Annotated in this window: 13 protein-coding genes; 6 read left to right on the top strand and 7 right to left on the bottom strand. The window is 77.6% G+C overall.

Annotated features, from left to right (window positions below; translation table 11 throughout):
• The first annotated feature begins 43 nt into the window (after window positions 1-43).
• Both MN205_RS19675 and MN205_RS19670 read left to right on the top strand, forming a co-directional pair.
• Window positions 44-988 (top strand): UDP-glucuronic acid decarboxylase family protein, encoded by a 945-nt coding sequence (locus MN205_RS19675; protein WP_374115995.1) that lies wholly within the window; start codon window positions 44-46, stop codon window positions 986-988.
• A 26-nt stretch (window positions 989-1014) separates the two neighbouring features.
• Window positions 1015-2475: a YdiU family protein gene (locus MN205_RS19670; protein ID WP_242130147.1), complete on the top strand. Its 1461-nt coding sequence runs from the start codon at window positions 1015-1017 to the stop codon at window positions 2473-2475.
• A 453-nt stretch (window positions 2476-2928) separates the two neighbouring features.
• Here the strand turns inward: MN205_RS19670 and MN205_RS22210 are convergent, their stop codons facing one another.
• The 7 genes from MN205_RS22210 to MN205_RS19635 are packed head-to-tail and all read right to left on the bottom strand — an operon-like array spanning window position 2929 to window position 12435.
• Entirely contained in the window at window positions 2929-3882 is a 954-nt protein-coding gene (locus tag MN205_RS22210) for a glycosyltransferase family 9 protein (RefSeq protein ID WP_242130145.1), read from the bottom strand.
• Entirely contained in the window at window positions 3879-5285 is a 1407-nt protein-coding gene (locus tag MN205_RS22205) for a PfkB family carbohydrate kinase (protein WP_242130143.1), read from the bottom strand. The genes MN205_RS22210 and MN205_RS22205 overlap by 4 nt, the downstream gene beginning before the upstream one ends.
• Entirely contained in the window at window positions 5282-7180 is a 1899-nt protein-coding gene (locus MN205_RS19655; protein WP_242130141.1) for a glycosyltransferase, read from the bottom strand. Before MN205_RS19655 ends, MN205_RS22205 begins: the two co-directional genes overlap by 4 nt.
• The gene (locus MN205_RS19650; protein ID WP_242130139.1) at window positions 7177-8148 is read right to left on the bottom strand and encodes a glycosyltransferase; all 972 of its coding nucleotides are present in this window, start codon (window positions 8146-8148) and stop codon (window positions 7177-7179) included. The genes MN205_RS19655 and MN205_RS19650 overlap by 4 nt, the downstream gene beginning before the upstream one ends.
• Window positions 8145-9212: a glycosyltransferase family 9 protein gene (locus tag MN205_RS21315; protein ID WP_242130138.1), complete on the bottom strand. Its 1068-nt coding sequence runs from the start codon at window positions 9210-9212 to the stop codon at window positions 8145-8147. Before MN205_RS21315 ends, MN205_RS19650 begins: the two co-directional genes overlap by 4 nt.
• Window positions 9209-10756: an HAD-IIIA family hydrolase gene (locus MN205_RS22200; protein ID WP_242130137.1), complete on the bottom strand. Its 1548-nt coding sequence runs from the start codon at window positions 10754-10756 to the stop codon at window positions 9209-9211. Before MN205_RS22200 ends, MN205_RS21315 begins: the two co-directional genes overlap by 4 nt.
• Window positions 10753-12435: a carbamoyltransferase C-terminal domain-containing protein gene (locus tag MN205_RS19635; protein WP_242130136.1), complete on the bottom strand. Its 1683-nt coding sequence runs from the start codon at window positions 12433-12435 to the stop codon at window positions 10753-10755. Before MN205_RS19635 ends, MN205_RS22200 begins: the two co-directional genes overlap by 4 nt.
• A gap of 218 nt (window positions 12436-12653) precedes the next feature.
• Between MN205_RS19635 and MN205_RS19630 the strand changes: the two genes are divergently transcribed.
• The 4 genes from MN205_RS19630 to MN205_RS22195 are packed head-to-tail and all read left to right on the top strand — an operon-like array spanning window position 12654 to window position 15297.
• Entirely contained in the window at window positions 12654-13202 is a 549-nt protein-coding gene (locus MN205_RS19630; RefSeq protein ID WP_255820867.1) for a CDP-alcohol phosphatidyltransferase family protein, read from the top strand.
• 53 nt (window positions 13203-13255) lie between these two features.
• Window positions 13256-14137, top strand: a complete 882-nt coding sequence (locus tag MN205_RS19625; protein ID WP_242130134.1) for a DUF881 domain-containing protein — start codon at window positions 13256-13258, stop codon at window positions 14135-14137.
• The gene (locus tag MN205_RS19620; RefSeq protein ID WP_242130133.1) at window positions 14134-14466 is read left to right on the top strand and encodes a small basic family protein; all 333 of its coding nucleotides are present in this window, start codon (window positions 14134-14136) and stop codon (window positions 14464-14466) included. The genes MN205_RS19625 and MN205_RS19620 overlap by 4 nt, the downstream gene beginning before the upstream one ends.
• A gap of 39 nt (window positions 14467-14505) precedes the next feature.
• Complete coding sequence (locus MN205_RS22195; RefSeq protein ID WP_242130132.1) at window positions 14506-15297, top strand: DUF881 domain-containing protein; 792 nt, start codon at window positions 14506-14508, stop codon at window positions 15295-15297.
• Window positions 15298-15334: the final 37 nt, after the last annotated feature.

The following is a 15334-nucleotide window of genomic DNA, read 5'->3' as shown; positions in this document are numbered from 1 at the left end:
GGGAGAGACCCCCACACACTCCGCCCCCTCCGGGACCCTGGACGTGCGGCGGTTCTCCCGCGCCGTCGTCACCGGCGGTGCCGGCTTCCTCGGCAGCCACCTGTGCGAGGCGCTGCTCGACGCCGGTGTCGAGGTCGTCTGCCTGGACAACTTCCTCACCGGCGGCCCGGTGAACGTCGAGCACCTCACCGAACGACCCGGGTTCACCCTGCGCCGCTGCGACATCACCGAGTACGTGCACGTGCCCGGCGACGTGGACCTCGTGCTGCACTTCGCGTCCCCCGCCTCACCGGTGGACTACCTCAAGCTGCCGCTTGAGACGCTGAAGGTCGGCGCCACCGGCACCTGGCACGCCCTCGGCCTCGCGAAGGACAAGGGCGCCCGGTTCCTGCTGGCCTCCACCTCCGAGACGTACGGCGACCCCCAGGTGCACCCGCAGCCGGAGACCTACTGGGGGCACGTGAACCCCGTCGGCCCGCGCGGCGTGTACGACGAGTCCAAGCGGTACGCGGAGGCGCTGACGACCGCCTACCGCACCACGCACGGCGTCGACACGTCGATCGTGCGGATCTTCAACACGTACGGGCCGCGGATGCGCGCCGCCGACGGCCGGGCCATCCCCACCTTCATCCGGCAGGCGCTCGCCGGTGAACCCGTCACCGTCGCCGGCGACGGCATGCAGACCCGCTCCATCTGCTACGTCGACGACCTCGTCGCCGGGATCCTCGCCCTGGCCGCCAGCGGCCACCCCGGCCCCGTCAACATCGGCAACCCCGAGGAGCTGACCGTCAAGGAGATCGCCGAGGACGTCATCCGCGCCGCCGGGTCCCGTTCCGGCATCGAGTTCGTGCCGCGCCCCCAGGACGACCCGCAGGTGCGCCGGCCGGACACCACCCTCGCGCAGACCGTGCTCGGCTGGAAGCCGCAGGTCGACTGGGCGGAGGGGCTGAGCCGCACCGTGGAGTGGTTCCGCGCCACCGGCGCCTGACGGGGGGTGGGCGTAGGGTCGACGGGGTGAGCGTCGCCCCCGCCAGCCCCGTGGTCCTCGGGGACCGCTTCGCCCGTGAACTGCCGGAGATGGCGGTCCCGTGGCGGGCCGAGGAGGCCCCCGACCCGCGGCTCGTCGCCCTGGACGAGGACCTGGCCGCCGACCTCGGCCTGGACCCCGGCTGGCTGCGCAGCCCCGACGGGGTGCGGCTGCTCACGGGCACCGCCGTGCCCGCCGGTGCCACCCCGGTGGCGCAGGCGTACGCCGGGCACCAGTTCGGCGGCTTCTCGCCGCGGCTGGGCGACGGGCGCGCGCTCCTGCTGGGCGAGCTCACCGACCGTGGCGGCCGGCTGCGCGACCTGCACCTGAAGGGCTCCGGACGCACACCGTTCGCACGCGGCGGCGACGGCCTGGCCGCCCTCGGGCCGATGCTGCGCGAGCACCTCGTCAGCAGCGCCGTGCACGCCCTGGGCATCCCCACCGCCCGCTCCCTGGCCGTCGTGGCCACCGGTCGCACCGTGCGGCGCGAGGAGCCGCTTCCCGGCGCCGTCCTGGCCCGGGTGGCGAGCAGCCACCTGCGCGTCGGCAGCTTCCAGTACGCCCGCGCCACCGGCGACCTCGACCTGCTGCGGCGCCTGGCCGAGCACGCCACCAGCCGGCACCACCCCGAGGCCGCCTCGGCCGAGAACCCGCACCTGGCCCTGTTGCAGGCGGTGGCCCGCGCCCAGGCGCGCCTCGTCGCCCGGTGGATGCTCGTCGGTTTCGTCCACGGCGTCATGAACACCGACAACACCACCATCTCCGGGGAGACCATCGACTACGGGCCCTGCGCCTTCCTGGACGCCTACGACCCGGCCACCGTCTACAGCTCCATCGACCACGGCGGGCGCTACGCCTACGGCAACCAGCCCGCCGTGGCGCAGTGGAACCTCGCCCGCCTCGCCGAGGCCCTGCTGCCGCTGCTGCACGAGGACGAGGAGCAGGCGGTCGCGCTCGCGCAGGACGCCCTCGGCGACTTCCGCCACGAGTACCAGGCCGCCTGGACGGCCGGGGCGGCGGCCAAGCTGGGCCTGCCCGGCACCCCGGGCGAGGTGGTGCGGCCGCTGGCTGAGGAGCTGCTCACCCTGCTGCAGGCGGACCGCGTCGACCTCACCTCGTCCTTCCGCGCGCTCGCCGCCGCCGCCCGGGGCGACGCGGGGCCCCTGCACCGCCACTTCCTCGACGCCGCAGCACTGGACGACTGGCTGGGCCGCTGGCGCGCGCTGGGCCCGGACGCCGACGCGATGGACCGGGTCAACCCCGTCTACGTCCCGCGCAACCACCTCGTCGAGGAGGCCCTCGCCGCGGCCACCGACGGTGACCTCGCCCCCTTCGAGCAGTTGCTGGACGTCGTGCGGGCCCCCTTCGTCGAGCGCCCCGGCCTGGAGCGCTACGCCGCCCCCGCCCCGCCCGACTTCGGCGCCTACCGGACCTTCTGCGGCACCTGAGGTCGGCTCAGGGTTTCGTCTCGCGCCTCGGCCGGGTTCGCGCCCGGGTGGCGGGGTGCCCCGGTCGTCGGGCTCTCCGCCCGCTGCCGGGTGCACCGCCTCTCCCGGGCACGGGCGGCGGGCTCCGGACGCCCGCCGACCGGGGCACCCCTCCACCCGCCAGCCCCACCTCGTCCGCGGGCCGAGCAGGTTTCCGCAAAGCCGTGCCCGCGTAGCGACAAGACTGCGGTGATCAAGGAAGTTGCAACTTCCTNCCGCGGGACGGGGCAGGGGGCACGAGTGCGCGCGCTGCGAGGTGACGTCGTGAGGGAGGTGGCGGGTGCGGAGGCCGGCGTCCGGAGCCCGCCCGACGCACCCGGGGGAGCCGGTGCACCCGGCAGCGGGCGGAGAGCCGGCCGCAGCACCCGCCACCGACCAGCCACCCCGCCCCGTGCCGGAGCCCGGGCGAAGGGTTCAGCCGGCGAGGAACCCGGCGGCGGCGTCCAGGACCTCCGCGACGGTGATCCGCGCCAGGGTCGGGTCCACGTCCGCGCCGTGCGGGTCGCCGACGTAGTCGGTGGCCGCCGGGTCGCCGTGCCACAGCACCGCGTGCCGGTCGGCGTCGATCGCCGGGCCCCACCAGTGCGGCGGGGTCGGGCCGAACAGCAGCACCGAGGGCACCCCCAGGGCGGTGGCCACGTGCGCGGTGCCGGTGTCGCCCGACAGGACCAGGCGCGCCGAGCCCACGAGGTCCGCCAGGCCGTCCAGGTCCAGGGCGCCGCAGCGGTCCACCGCACCCGCGGCGGCCAGCGCCGCCCCCAGACCCGCCTCGTCCGCGGTGCCCGTCACGTGCACCTCGTGCCCGGCGGCGGTCAGCTCACCCACCACGGCGGCCCACCGCTGCACCGGCCAGCGGCGGGACGCGAACGCCGCACCCGGGTGCACCACGACCGGCCCGCTCACCGGCGCCGGCGGCAGCGGGCGCAGCCGCAGGTCCTCCGGCCCGCAGTCAGCCCCCCAGGCGGCCACCAGGCGGCACCAGCGCGCCACCTCGTGCTCGTGACGCACCCACTCCGGCCCGTCGGGGTGGCCGTCGGTGCGGAAACCCAGCAGGGCCTCCGGGCTCGTGGCCGCCAGCGGTTCCCGGCTGGCCGGGCCGTTGCCGTGCAGGTCCACCGCCAGGTGCCCGCACCCCTTCGCGGCCAGCGGCTCCAGCCCCGCGGTCACGAGGACCTCGTCGACCACGCCGCGCCGCTGCAGGAAGCCGCCGATCCCGGCCGGTGCCGCCAGCAGCAGCCGCCGCTCCGGGAACACCCGCCGCAGCCCGCGCAGCGCCGGCACGCCCGCCAGCAGGTCGCCCAGCCCCAGCGCCCGCAGCACCAGCAGGTCGGCACCGGTCAGCTCGCGCACCTCGCCGGGGACCCTCACGGGTGTCCCGCGCCGGCCGCCAGGATCGACGTGGTGGAGCGCCCGTCCAGGTACGGCAGCAGCACCACCCGACCGCCCCAGCTGCGCACCAGCTCCGCCTCCGGCAGCTCCGCACCGCCGTAGTCGCCGCCCTTGGCCCACACGTCGGGCCGCAGCTCCGCCAGCGCCGCCCGCGGGTCGTCCTCGGTGAAGACGCCCACCGCGTCCACGCTGGCCAGCGCCCGCAGGACCCGCTCGCGGTCCGCCTGACCCACCACGGGACGCCCCGGGCCCTTCAGCCGGCGCACGGAGTCGTCGGAGTTGATGAGCACCACCAGGGCGTCGCCCAGGCCGCGCGCCGCCTCCAGGCAGCCCACGTGCCCGGCGTGCAGGACGTCGAAGCAGCCGCCCGTGGCCACCAGCGTGCCGCCGGCGGCACGCACCCGCGCCGCCACCTCCGCCGGGCTCGACCCCGCCGGGCGCCGGTGCACGGGCGCCGGTGCCGGCGCGAAGAACCCGTTCGTGCCGCCCGCGGCCACCCACGCCGAGGCGTCGCGCACCGCCCGCGCCAGCGCCGGGGACAGCGCACCCGTGCGCGCGACCTCCACGGCCGTGCTCGCGGCGAACCGGTCGCCCGCCCCGCACGGGTCTCCCGTGGCGGGGGACGCCGGCAGGTGCAGCGCCTCGCTGCCCGCCACCGCGCAGTACGCCCCGCTCGAACCCGCCGTCACGCACACCGCCGCCGCGTCCCACAGGGTGCGCAGCTCGGCGGCCACCTCGTCCGGCCCCAGGGAGGCGCTGTCCAGGTGGTGCGCGGCCAGCGCCCCGCGCGCCTCGGCGAGGTTCGGCGTCACCACCGCGCACCGCGGCACCGGCGCCCCGCCGCGCGGGTGCGGGTCCCACACCACCGGCACCCGCTGCGCCGCCTCGCCGAGCAGGGCGCGCAGCCGCGGATCGCGGGTGGTGCCCGCGCCGTAGTCGGACACCAGCACCACGTCCGCCGCCGCGAGCGCGGCACGCGCCTCCTCCACGGCGTCGCCGTCCAGCTCGGGGGTGCCCGGGCCGCCGTCGTCCAGGCGCACCAGCACCTGCCCGTCGGCGCGCACCCGCGACTTGCGCCGCGTACCGCCGGCGTGCGGCAGCGCCACCACGTCCACCCCGCGCAGCAGCCCGCGCAGCCGCGCACCGGCCTCGTCCGCGGCGAGGGGTGCCACCAGCACCACCTCCACCGAGGGGTCCAGCGCGGCCAGCAGCGCCGTCAGACCGGCGCCGCCGGGCGACTCGCGCACCTCCGTCACGTCCACCACGGGCGCAGGCGCGTCCGGGGCGATCCGGTGCACCCCGCCGAGGACCTCGCGGTCCAGCAGCACGTCGCCGACGACCACGACCCGCCTCGCCACCCGGGCGCCCCCGTGCGCGCTCACGCGCTCTCCTCCCGCGCCGCCACGGCCGTCAGGTCCAGCGGACGCGTCCCGCGCGCCGCCGGCAGGTGCGCCTCCACCGCCACGCACAGCGTGTGCACCGCCATCAGGTGCCCCTCCTGCACCGCCGACGTCGACGGTCCCGGCACGACCACCGCGTCGTCGGACAGCTCCACCAGCGGGTTCGGCGCCGACGTCGTCATCGCCCACACCCGCAGCCCGCACTCGCGGGCCCGCTCGGCAGCGCGCAGGAGGTTCGGGCTGCGCCCGCTCGCCGACATCAGCAGCAGCACGTCGCCCGGGCGCCCGTGCCCCTCCACCTGGCGGGCGAAGACCTCCTCCACGCCGTAGTCGTTGGCGATGGCCGTCACCGTCGACGTCTCCGCGTGCAGCGCGATCGCCGACAGCGGCCGCCGCTCACCCATGAACCGCCCCACCAGCTCCGCCGTCAGGTGCTGCGCCTCCGCGGCGCTTCCGCCGTTGCCCGCCACCAGCAACCGGCCACCGCCGTCGACGACCCGCACCAGCTCCCGGCCCCAGCGGTCCAGCCGGTCCGCCTGCCGCTCCAGCGCGCTCAGCACCCCCTGCAGCTCGGCGACGTGCTCGCGCACGTACGCGCGGGTGCCCACGGCACCGGTGCCCTCCTCCAGGAGCAGCTCGTACGCCGACTCCGTGGCGGCCGCCACCCGCGCCCAGTCGTAGCGCTCCACCGCGACCTCCCGGCCCGCCGCGCCCAGGCGCGCCGCCACCGCCGGGTCCTCCACCACCGCGCGGACCGCCGACGCCAGCTGCACCGGGTCCACCCGCCCCCCGTCGTCCACCGGCACCAGCCGGCCGGTGACGCCGTCGCGGACGGTGTCGAGCATCCCGCCGACCGCGGAGGCCACCACCGGCACCCCCGCCGCCATCGCCTCCAGCACCGCGATGCCGAACGGCTCGTACCAGGGCGTGGCCAGCAGCGCGTCCGCCGAGGCCAGCAGCGCCGGAAGCTCGGCGGGGGAGACCCGCCCCACCAGCCGCACCCGGTCCGCGATGCCCAGCTCCACGGCGACCTTCTGCAGGCGCACCGCCTCGTGGTCCCCGTCCAGGTCGTGCGCCGCCGGACCGCCGGCGACGACGAGCTCGGCGTCGGGCAGCAGCTCCAGCGCCCGCACCGCGGCCTCCACGCCCTTGCGCGGCACCAGCCGCCCCACGCTCAGCAACCGGGTGCGGCACCCGGACCGGCGCGGGCCGACCACGTCGGCCGGCACCTCGCCCGGCGCCGCGAAGCGCGCGGTGTCCACCCCGCACGGCACGACCTGCACCCGGCGCGGCGGCGCCCCCGCCGCGCGCAGCTCCGCGACCTCGTCCCGGCAGGTGGCGATCACCAGGTCCACGTCGCGGGCCAGCCGCCGCTCGGCGTCCAGCCGCTCCGGCGGGCTGGTGTCCGCGCTGCCCTGGTAGCGGCGCTTGACGCTGCCCAGGGCGTGGAAGGTCTGCACCACCGGCACGCCGTGCTCGCGCGCCGCGGGCAGCGCCGCCGTGCCGGACATCCAGAAGTGGGCGTGCACCACGTCGGGCCGCCGCAGCGCGAACTCCGCCCGCAGCGCCTCGGCGAACGCGGGCATGAAGGGGACCAGGTCGTCCTTGGGCACCGGGCCGGCCGGTCCGGCGTCCACGTGCACGACCTCCACGCCCGGCCGCAGCAGCGTGCGCGCCGGCAGGTCCACCGCGTCGCGGCGCGTGTAGACCACGACCTCGTGACCGCGGTCGGCCAGCGCCGACGCCAGCGCCGCCACGTGCACGTTCTGCCCGCCGGCGTCCACGCCGCCGAGCACCGCCAGGGGGCTCGCGTGCTCGGACACCATCGCGATCCGCCGCGGCGCGCGCGTGACGCCGGTCTCCGCAGGGGCCGTCATGCCACCACCTCCTCGAGCAGTCGGTCCCAGTCCGCCAGGAAGCGTTCCACCCCGAACGCCGCCAGCGCGTGGCGGCGCGCCGCCTCCCCGCGCTCGCGGGCCTCCGCGGGGTCGGCCAGCCAGCGGCGGGCGGTGGCGATCAGCACCTCCGGGTCGCTGGAGAGCACCCCGGCGGACGGCGGGACCGCCTCCGGCGCCGCCGTGGCGGGCAGCGCCAGCACCGGCATCCCGATCATCATGGCCTCGATCATCGACAGGCCCAGGCTCGTCCAGCGGTACGGGTGCAGGTAGGCGCGGTGCGCGCCCAGCGCCTCGTGCAGCCGCGCCTGCGGCAGGTCCTCGTGCACGCTCAGGCCCGCCCCGGCCGGGGTGCCCGCCACCCGCTCGGCCAGCGCGCGCACCCCCATGCCGTGCAGCGCCACCGGCACCTCCTCGGCCACCCGCAGCAGCACGTCGGTGCCCGCCACGCGCCAGCGCCGCACCGGCTCGTTGACGCTCGCGGCCACCGAGGCGGCCGCGCCCGTGTAGCGGTGGCCGGGGTCGATCACGCCGTGGTCGACCACGGTGGTGCGGGCGTCGCCGCAGTCCCAGTACAGGCGGTTGAAGCCCGTCACGTGCGCGATCGGCACCGCGCGCTGGTCGGCCAGCGGGTGCCGGCTGTCCGCGGCACCCGCTCGAGGGGCGTCGTGCTCGACGTACACCGCCGGCACGTCCCGCCCGGGCCGGCGGCCCGTCCAGCGCTCCACCAGCTCCAGCTCCTCGGGGCGCTGCAGCACCACGACGTCGAACTCCGCCTCGCGCAGGTCCGCCACCGGCACCTCGACGGCGCTCGCCGGCCAGTCCCAGGTGCGCGCGCGCCCGCGGCCGTCCGGGCCGCGGTCGTCCACCAGCGGCAGCAGGTACTCGTGCGCACCGGAGACGAACGCGGTCATCCACGACCCGTGCACGTGCCAGACCAGGACCCTCACGACGTCCTTCCCGCGGGGGCGTTCCCCCGCACCGCTTCCTCCACGACCGCCCCGGGCACCGGCGGTGCCAGCGCGTCCACGGCCGCCACGACCTCGCGGGCGCTCACGCCCGCCAGACAGGGGTGCCCCGGCACGGGGCACTCGCGCGCCCGCGTGCCGCGGCACGGCGCGCTCTGGTCGCCCAGCAGCACGTGCGGCACCCCGTGCGGGGCCCACCGCGCGGCCGGCACCACCGGCGCGAACAGGGAGACCACGGGTGTGCCGACGGCCGCCGCCAGGTGCGCCGGGCCGGTGTTGCCCACCACCACGGCCTCCGCCGCCGCCAGGACCGCTGCCAGCCCCGGCAGGTCGGTGCGCCCGCCCAGGTCCACCGCGCGGCCGCCCGCGACCGCGGCGGTCAGCTCCCGCTCCCCGGGGCCGCCGGTGACGACGACGTCGCGCCCGGCGTGCACGAGCGCCTCCACGATCCCGGCGGCCTGCCCCGGCAGCGGTGCGCGCGCCGGCACCGAGGCGCCCGGGTGCACCACCACGTAGGAGTCCGGCAGCCCGTCCGGCGGCGCGGCGGTCGTCAGCACGCGCAGCCGGCCGTCGTCACCGGCCGGCAGCCCGAACCCCGCCGCGGCGGCCAGGTCCAGCGCGGCCTCGGCCTCGCCGACGTCGGCGCGCTGCGTGCCCTCGCGGCGGTGCCGCACGTCCAGCAGGGAACCGGGGTAGTCCTCGCTGGTGGCGCTGATCCGGCGCACCCCGGCCAGCCGCAGCAGCAGCGCCAGCGGCAGCGGGCTCTGGTGGAAGGAGGTGAACACCACGGCCTCGTCGTAGCCGCCCCCGCGCACCCGGGCCACGAGGTCCTGCACGGCGTCCGCGTCCACGGGGGCGGGGGAGAACCCGCTCCACGGCGGGTCGAACACCAGCACGTCCGCCACGCCCGGCAGCAGCCGCGCGGCACCGGCACCCGAGGGGGAGGCCAGCACGTCCACCGTCCCGGCCGCTGCCAGCGCCCGCACCGCGGGGCCGGTCAGCAGCACGTCGCCGTCGTTGTCCAGGCGCGCGGCGAGGATCCTCACGAGGTGCTCCCGGTGCCGCCCGCCGCGGTCAGCGCCACCTCCACCGCCTCGGTGAGCGTGGTGGCCACCAGCGGAGCCGCGGTGACCTCCTCGGGCCGCGTGACGAGCGTGGGCACGAGCACCGCGCGCGCCCCCGCGGACAGGGCCGCCTCCACGTCGGCGCCGATGTCCCCGATCAGCAGGCACTCCGCCGGCAGCACCCCCAGCCGCCGGGCGGCGTCGAGGACCATGCCCGGTTCGGGCTTGCGGTGCGAGGACGGCTCGTCCGGCCCGTCGGTGCACACCTGCACCGTGCCGAAGGGACCGAGCAGCCGCGCGACGCGGGCGTTGACGGCGTCGACCTGCTCGCGGGTGAGCAGCCCGCGCGCCACGCCGGACTGGTTGGTGACCAGCCCGGTGCGCAACCCCGCCGCGCGCACCCGCGCCAGCGCCTCCGCGGCACCGTCGACGGGCTCCACGAGGTCGGGATCGCCGTTGTAGGGCACGTCGTGCACGAGGGTGCCGTCGCGGTCGAAGAGCACCGCGCGCACCGGCGGCGGCCACGGCGCGGGAGGGTTCCGCCGCCAGCGCAGCTCACCGCGCACCCGGTGCCACACCGCCGCCGGCGGGATCGCCGCGCTGGTGACGAGCATCCGGCGCACCTCGGCGGCGTCGCGCGGGCCCGGTGCGATCCGCCGCCAGGCGAACTCCGCCGTCAGGCCCGCCCAGGCCAGGGCGGCGCCGGCCGCCAGCCGGGGGCGCCGGCCCAGGAGCGCGCCCAGCGCGGTGGCGGCGGCCGCGGTCGTGGCCACGTGCCCGGGCAGGCGGCCCACCGCCGACTGCGCGCGCTCGCGCCAGTCGCGCCCGTGCAGCGCCGTCATCGTCGCGTCGTCGGCGTTGCCGCGCTGCTGGCGCAGGCTCGCCAGGTCGTCCGACGGGCGCACCGGGTGGACCGCGCCGTGCGCGCCGCGCACGAGCTCCCACCCCGCGGCGAGCACCCGCAGCGCCAGGTCGGCGTCCTCGCGGAAGGCGCGCGGGAACCGCTCGTCGAAACCCGCGACCTCCTCCAGGGCGCTGCGCCGGTAGGCCATGTCGGCGGTGATCCACGCTGCGTCCGCCAGGCCGGCGGTGCCGCGCTCCCAGTCGGTGGGGCGCCGGTCCGCCGGCAGCGGCACGGTGATCCGCCCCTGCACCCCGGCCACCCGCTCCGGCGCCGCAGCGAGGTCGGCCACCAGCAGCTGCGACCAGTCGCCGGGCAGCTCCACGTCGTCGTCGACGAACGCGACCCACTCCGTCGCCGTGCGGCGCCACCCGGCGTTGCGGGCTGCGGCCGGCCCGCGCCCGCCCGAGCGCACCAGCCGCACCGGCAGACCGCGCCCGCGGGCCCGCGCGCAGGCCGCCTCGCACGGGTCGTCCGCGCGGTCGCGGCCGCGGCGGTCGTCGACGACCACGACGAGCTCCGGCCGCGGCCCGCGCTGGGCGGCCAGCGTGCCCAGCAGGACGTCCAGGCTCGGCCGGCCGACCGTGGGGACGACGACGGAGAACGCCGGTTCGGCGGGCGTCACGCGCCGGCGTCCGCGCCGGTGGCGAACGTGCTGCGTCGCACCAGGTGCGGCCCGAGCACCAGCACGTCCACCGGTGCGGAACCGAACAGCTCCAGCGCGTCGCGCGGGTCGTCGACCATCGGGCGGCCGGCGGTGTTCAGGCTGGTGTTCACCACGACGGGCAGGCCGGTGCGCTCCTCGAACGCGCGCAGCAGCGCCGCCACCTTCGGGGTGCGCTCGTCGTCGATCGTCTGGATGCGCGCGGTGCCGTCGACGTGCGTGACGGCGGGGATGCGCTCGCGCCACTCGGGGGCGACCTCGTGCACGAAGAGCATGTACGGGCTGGGGAACGGCCCGTCCGAGAAGATCTCCCGCGCCCGCTCCGAGAGGACCATCGGCGCCACCGGGCGGAACTGCTCGCGGCCCTTCACGTCGTTGAGGCGCTCGAGGTTCTCCTTCTTCCCCGGGTGCGCCATCAGCGAGCGGTGCCCCAGCGCGCGCGGGCCGAACTCCGCCCGGCCGTCGAACCACGCCACGACGCCGTCGGCGGCCAGCACGTCGGCGACCTCGCCGGCCAGGTCCTCGGGGGTGGTGAACGGCAGGCGCGCGGTGCGCAGCCACTGCGCCAGCTCCTCGTCGCTCCAGGAGCGGCCCAGAGCGGCGTCGTGCATGGGGGCGATCGTGTCGCCCGCGTCGGCGGCCAGCTGCAGCGCGGCGCCCAGCGCGGTGCCCGAGTCGCCCGCGGCGGGCTGCACGAACACCTCCTCGAACGGCGACTCGCGCCAGACGCGGGAGTTCGCCACGCAGTTCAGGGCGGTGCCGCCGGCCATCGCCAGCACCTTGTCGCCCGTCGTCCCGTGCAGCCAGGTGGCGACGTCCACGAGGGTGCGCTCCAGGACCTCCTGCACGCTGGCGGCCAGGTCGGCGTGGTCGGTGTCGCGGCGCGGGTCCCACTGCTCGCCGTCCAGCAGCCGCGGCGCCCACCGCGACCAGTCCGGGGCCTGGGCGACGAAACCGCCGTCCCCGGTGGCGTGCACGAACTCGGCCAGCTCGTCGGCGAAGCGGGGCTTGCCGTAGGAGGCCAGCGCCATGACCTTGTACTCGTCCGAGGAGTGCAGGAACCCCAGGTGCGCGGTCAGCGACTCGTACAGCAGGCCCAGCGAGTGCGGCAGCCGCTGGCTGGCCAGCACCTCCAGGGACCCGCCGCGGTAGCGCCCGGCCAGCGAGGAGACCGCCTCGCCGCGCCCGTCGACCGTCAGCACGCTGCAGCCGCCCTCGCGCGCGGCCTCCGGGGAGGCCAGCGCCGCCGAGGCGGCGTGCGCGACGTGGTGGGGCACGTGGCGCACCTTCGCCGGGTCCAGCCCCGGCAGGGCGGTGGCCAGCGCCTCGGCGGCGCGCTCGGCGTAGCGGGTGCGGATCGCGTCGTCCGGGTCGCCCAGGTCCAGCTCGGAGCTCGGCAGCACCAGGGAGGGGTCGTAGGAGTAGCCGACGAGGTCGAGGTCCTCCGGGCGCAGGCCGCCGGCCGCCAGGGCGTGCTTGATCGCCAGCTCGGGCAGCTCCCACGTCGAGTACGGCACGGGTCGCTTGCCGTGCTTGCGGCGGCTGAAGCGCTCCTCCTCCGCGGCGAAGACCACCTCGCCGTCGACCACGAGAGCCGCGGCGGGGTCGTGGAAGACGGCGTTGACGCCGAGCACGCGCATGGGGTGTCGACCCTCTCGTTCGAAGCGATCCGCCCCGTGCTGGAGCGTCCTGCGACCGGCCCCGACGCTTCGGGAGCGGCAGGGCCGTACCCTGCCAGCACCGGCCGACAGGTGCCCGTCGACGCGCTCGTGGCGGCGCGGCGGAGTCGAAGACAACCACAGGGGGGCGTGCGCAGGTGACGGCGGGTGGTCAGGGGGTCAGCGACCGGGTCTGGACGCTGCCGAACGTGCTCAGCTTCCTGCGCCTGCTGCTCGTGCCCGTCTTCGCCGTCCTCATCGCCCGCGGCCACGACGGCTGGGCCCTGCTGGTGCTGGCCGTCAGCGGTGCCAGCGACTACCTCGACGGCCACCTCGCCCGGCGGTGGAACCAGGTCACCCGCCTCGGTCAGGTCCTCGACCCCTTCGCCGACCGCCTGTACATCTTCACCACGCTGCTCGGGCTGGCCTGGCGCGAGCTGGTGCCGTGGTGGCTGGTCGCCGTCCTCGTCGCCCGCGACGTGGTCATGGCCTGCACCCTGCCGGTGCTGGCGAGCGTGGGCCACGGCCCGCTGCAGGTGCACTTCCTCGGCAAGGCGGGCACGTTCTGCCTGCTGTACGCCTTCCCGCTGCTGCTGCTCGGCGAGGTCAGCCCCGCGCTGTCGGGCGTGGCAGGCCCCCTCGGCTGGGCGTTCGCGCTGTGGGGCGCCGGCCTGTACTGGTGGGCCGGCGTGCTCTACCTGCAGCAGGTGGCCGGCCTGGTGCGCGCGGAGCGGGCGGGCGGAGGGTGAGCCGCCCGCCCGCCCCGCCGGGCGCGGGGGGGCCGGTGCGCCCGGACGCCAGCATGAGCCTGCTGACCGAGGTCATGCAGCGGCCCCTGGACCCCGGGTACGCGGCCGCGGCCGAGCGTCGCCGGGCCGCGGGGGACACCCGCCCGGGCCGGCCGCGCGCGCTCACCGCGCTGGCGGCCCTGGCCGTGGGCGTGCTGCTCGCGGTGGCCGGTGTGCGCGCGGCCACCGGCGCCCCGGAGGCCGACCGCGGACGCGCCGGCCTGCTCGAGCGCGTCCGGGCCGCCACCGAGCGCGCCGACGACCTCGCCGCGCGGGCGGCGCGGCTGCGCGCGGCCAACGCCGAGCTCGCCACCCGCCTCGGCGGGGCGCCCGCCGCGGTCGCCGGCGCCCGGGCCGACGCGCTGGCGGTGGCCGCCGGCGCCGTGCCGGTGACGGGGCCGGGCGTGGAGGTCGTCCTGCGCGACGCCGCACCGGACCCCACCGCCGCGTCCGCCTCCTCGGGGCGGGTCGTCGACCGCGACCTGCAGCTGCTCGTCAACGGTCTCTGGCAGGCCGGTGCGGAAGCCGTGGCCGTCAACGGGCTGCGCCTGTCCTCGCTGTCGTCGATCCGCGCCGCGGGCGAGGCCGTCCTGGTCGACTACCGGCCCCTCACCCCGCCGTACCGGGTCACGGCGATCGGCGACCCGGTGGGGTTGCAGACCCGCCTGGCCTCCTCGGTCGCCGGGCGCTACCTGCAGGTGCTGGAGGACAACTACGGCATCGGCGTCGAGGTGCGCGCCCGCTCCGGCGAGGACGCCTCGACCCTGCCCGCGGCCGCGCGACTGCAGCTGCGCGCGGCCGCGCCGCCGGACGGCGCGGGGGGCACCGGGGCGGCGGGTACGGTGCCGGGGACCGGCGCGACGGCCGGTGCGGACGCGGGAGGGGGACCGCCGTGATCGCGGCCGTGGGGCTGCTGGTGGGCATCGTCGCCGGGGTGCTGCTGCACCCGGAGGTCCCGGTGTTCCTGCAGCCGTACCTGCCGATCGCCGTGGTCGCCGCGCTGGACGCCGTCTTCGGCGGTGTGCGCGCCGTGCTCGACGGCATCTTCGACGACCGCGTCTTCGTCGTCTCCTTCCTGTCCAACGCGGTGGTGGCCGCCCTCATCGTCTACCTGGGCGACCAGCTGGGGGTGGGTTCGCAGCTGTCCACGGGGGTCGTGGTCGTGCTGGGGGTGCGCATCTTCTCCAACGCCGCCGCCATCCGCCGCCACCTGTTCAAGGCGTGAGGTTCGAGGCGTGAGGTCCGAGGCGTGGGGCTCCCGGGCGTGAGCGGCGAACCGGGACCCCGCCCGCCCGGCGCGCGGCCGGCGGCCTCGCCGTGGCGGCGCCTGTGGCGCGCCGCGCGCCCGCGCGCCACGCGCGCGCAGCTGCTGGCCGGGGTGCTGTGCGCCGCCCTCGGCTTCGGCGTCGTGGTGCAGGTGCGCCAGACCGACGTGGCGGGCCTGGCGGACCTGCGCGAGAGCGACCTCGTGCGCATCCTCGACGACGCGGGGGAGCGCGGCGACCGGCTCGCCGAGGAGGTCCGCGAGCTGGAGCGCACCCGTTCGGAGCTGACCGCCGGCAGCGACTCGGCCGAGGCCGCGGCGCGCGCCGCCGAGCAGCGCGCGCTGGAGCTCGGGCTCCTGGCGGGCACCGTCCCGGCGGTCGGTCCGGGCATCACGGCGACGATCGCCGATCCGGCCGGGGAGGTGGGGGCGGCCGCGTTCGTCAGCCTCGTGCAGGAGCTGCGCGACGCCGGCGCCGAGGCGATCCAGGTCGGCGACGTGCGCGTGGTGGCGAGCACCGCCTTCGAGGAGCCGCCCGCCGGCGCGGGGGCGGGCGTGGTCGTCGACGGCACGCTGCTGACCCCGCCGTACGAGGTGCGCGTCGTCGGCGACCCCCAGACCGTCGCCACCGCGCTGGACATCCCCGGCGGGGTGCGGGAGTCGTTGCGGCAGCTGAGTGCGGAACTGTCGGTGGAGACCGCCGAGGAGGTCCGGGTGACCGCCTTGCACGCCGTCTCGAGCCCTCAGTACGCTCGCCCGGCGTCGCCGGGGGCCACCGCCGGCAGCGAGTGACCGGCAGCTTTCGACCGGCCCGCGGCGAGCGCGCCGC

The sequence above is a fragment of the Kineococcus sp. TRM81007 genome (assembly GCF_022669155.1).
GTDB lineage: Bacteria > Actinomycetota > Actinomycetes > Actinomycetales > Kineococcaceae > Kineococcus.
This window is presented reverse-complemented; position numbering and strand designations above follow the sequence as displayed.

Coding starts and splice junctions, on each gene's coding strand:
- MN205_RS19655 (WP_242130141.1), bottom strand. CDS start 7,180: ATGACGGCCCCTGCGGAGACCGGCGTCACGCGCGCGCCGCGGCGGATC.
- MN205_RS19635 (WP_242130136.1), bottom strand. CDS start 12,435: ATGCGCGTGCTCGGCGTCAACGCCGTCTTCCACGACCCCGCCGCGGCT.
- MN205_RS19625 (WP_242130134.1), top strand. CDS start 13,256: ATGAGCCTGCTGACCGAGGTCATGCAGCGGCCCCTGGACCCCGGGTAC.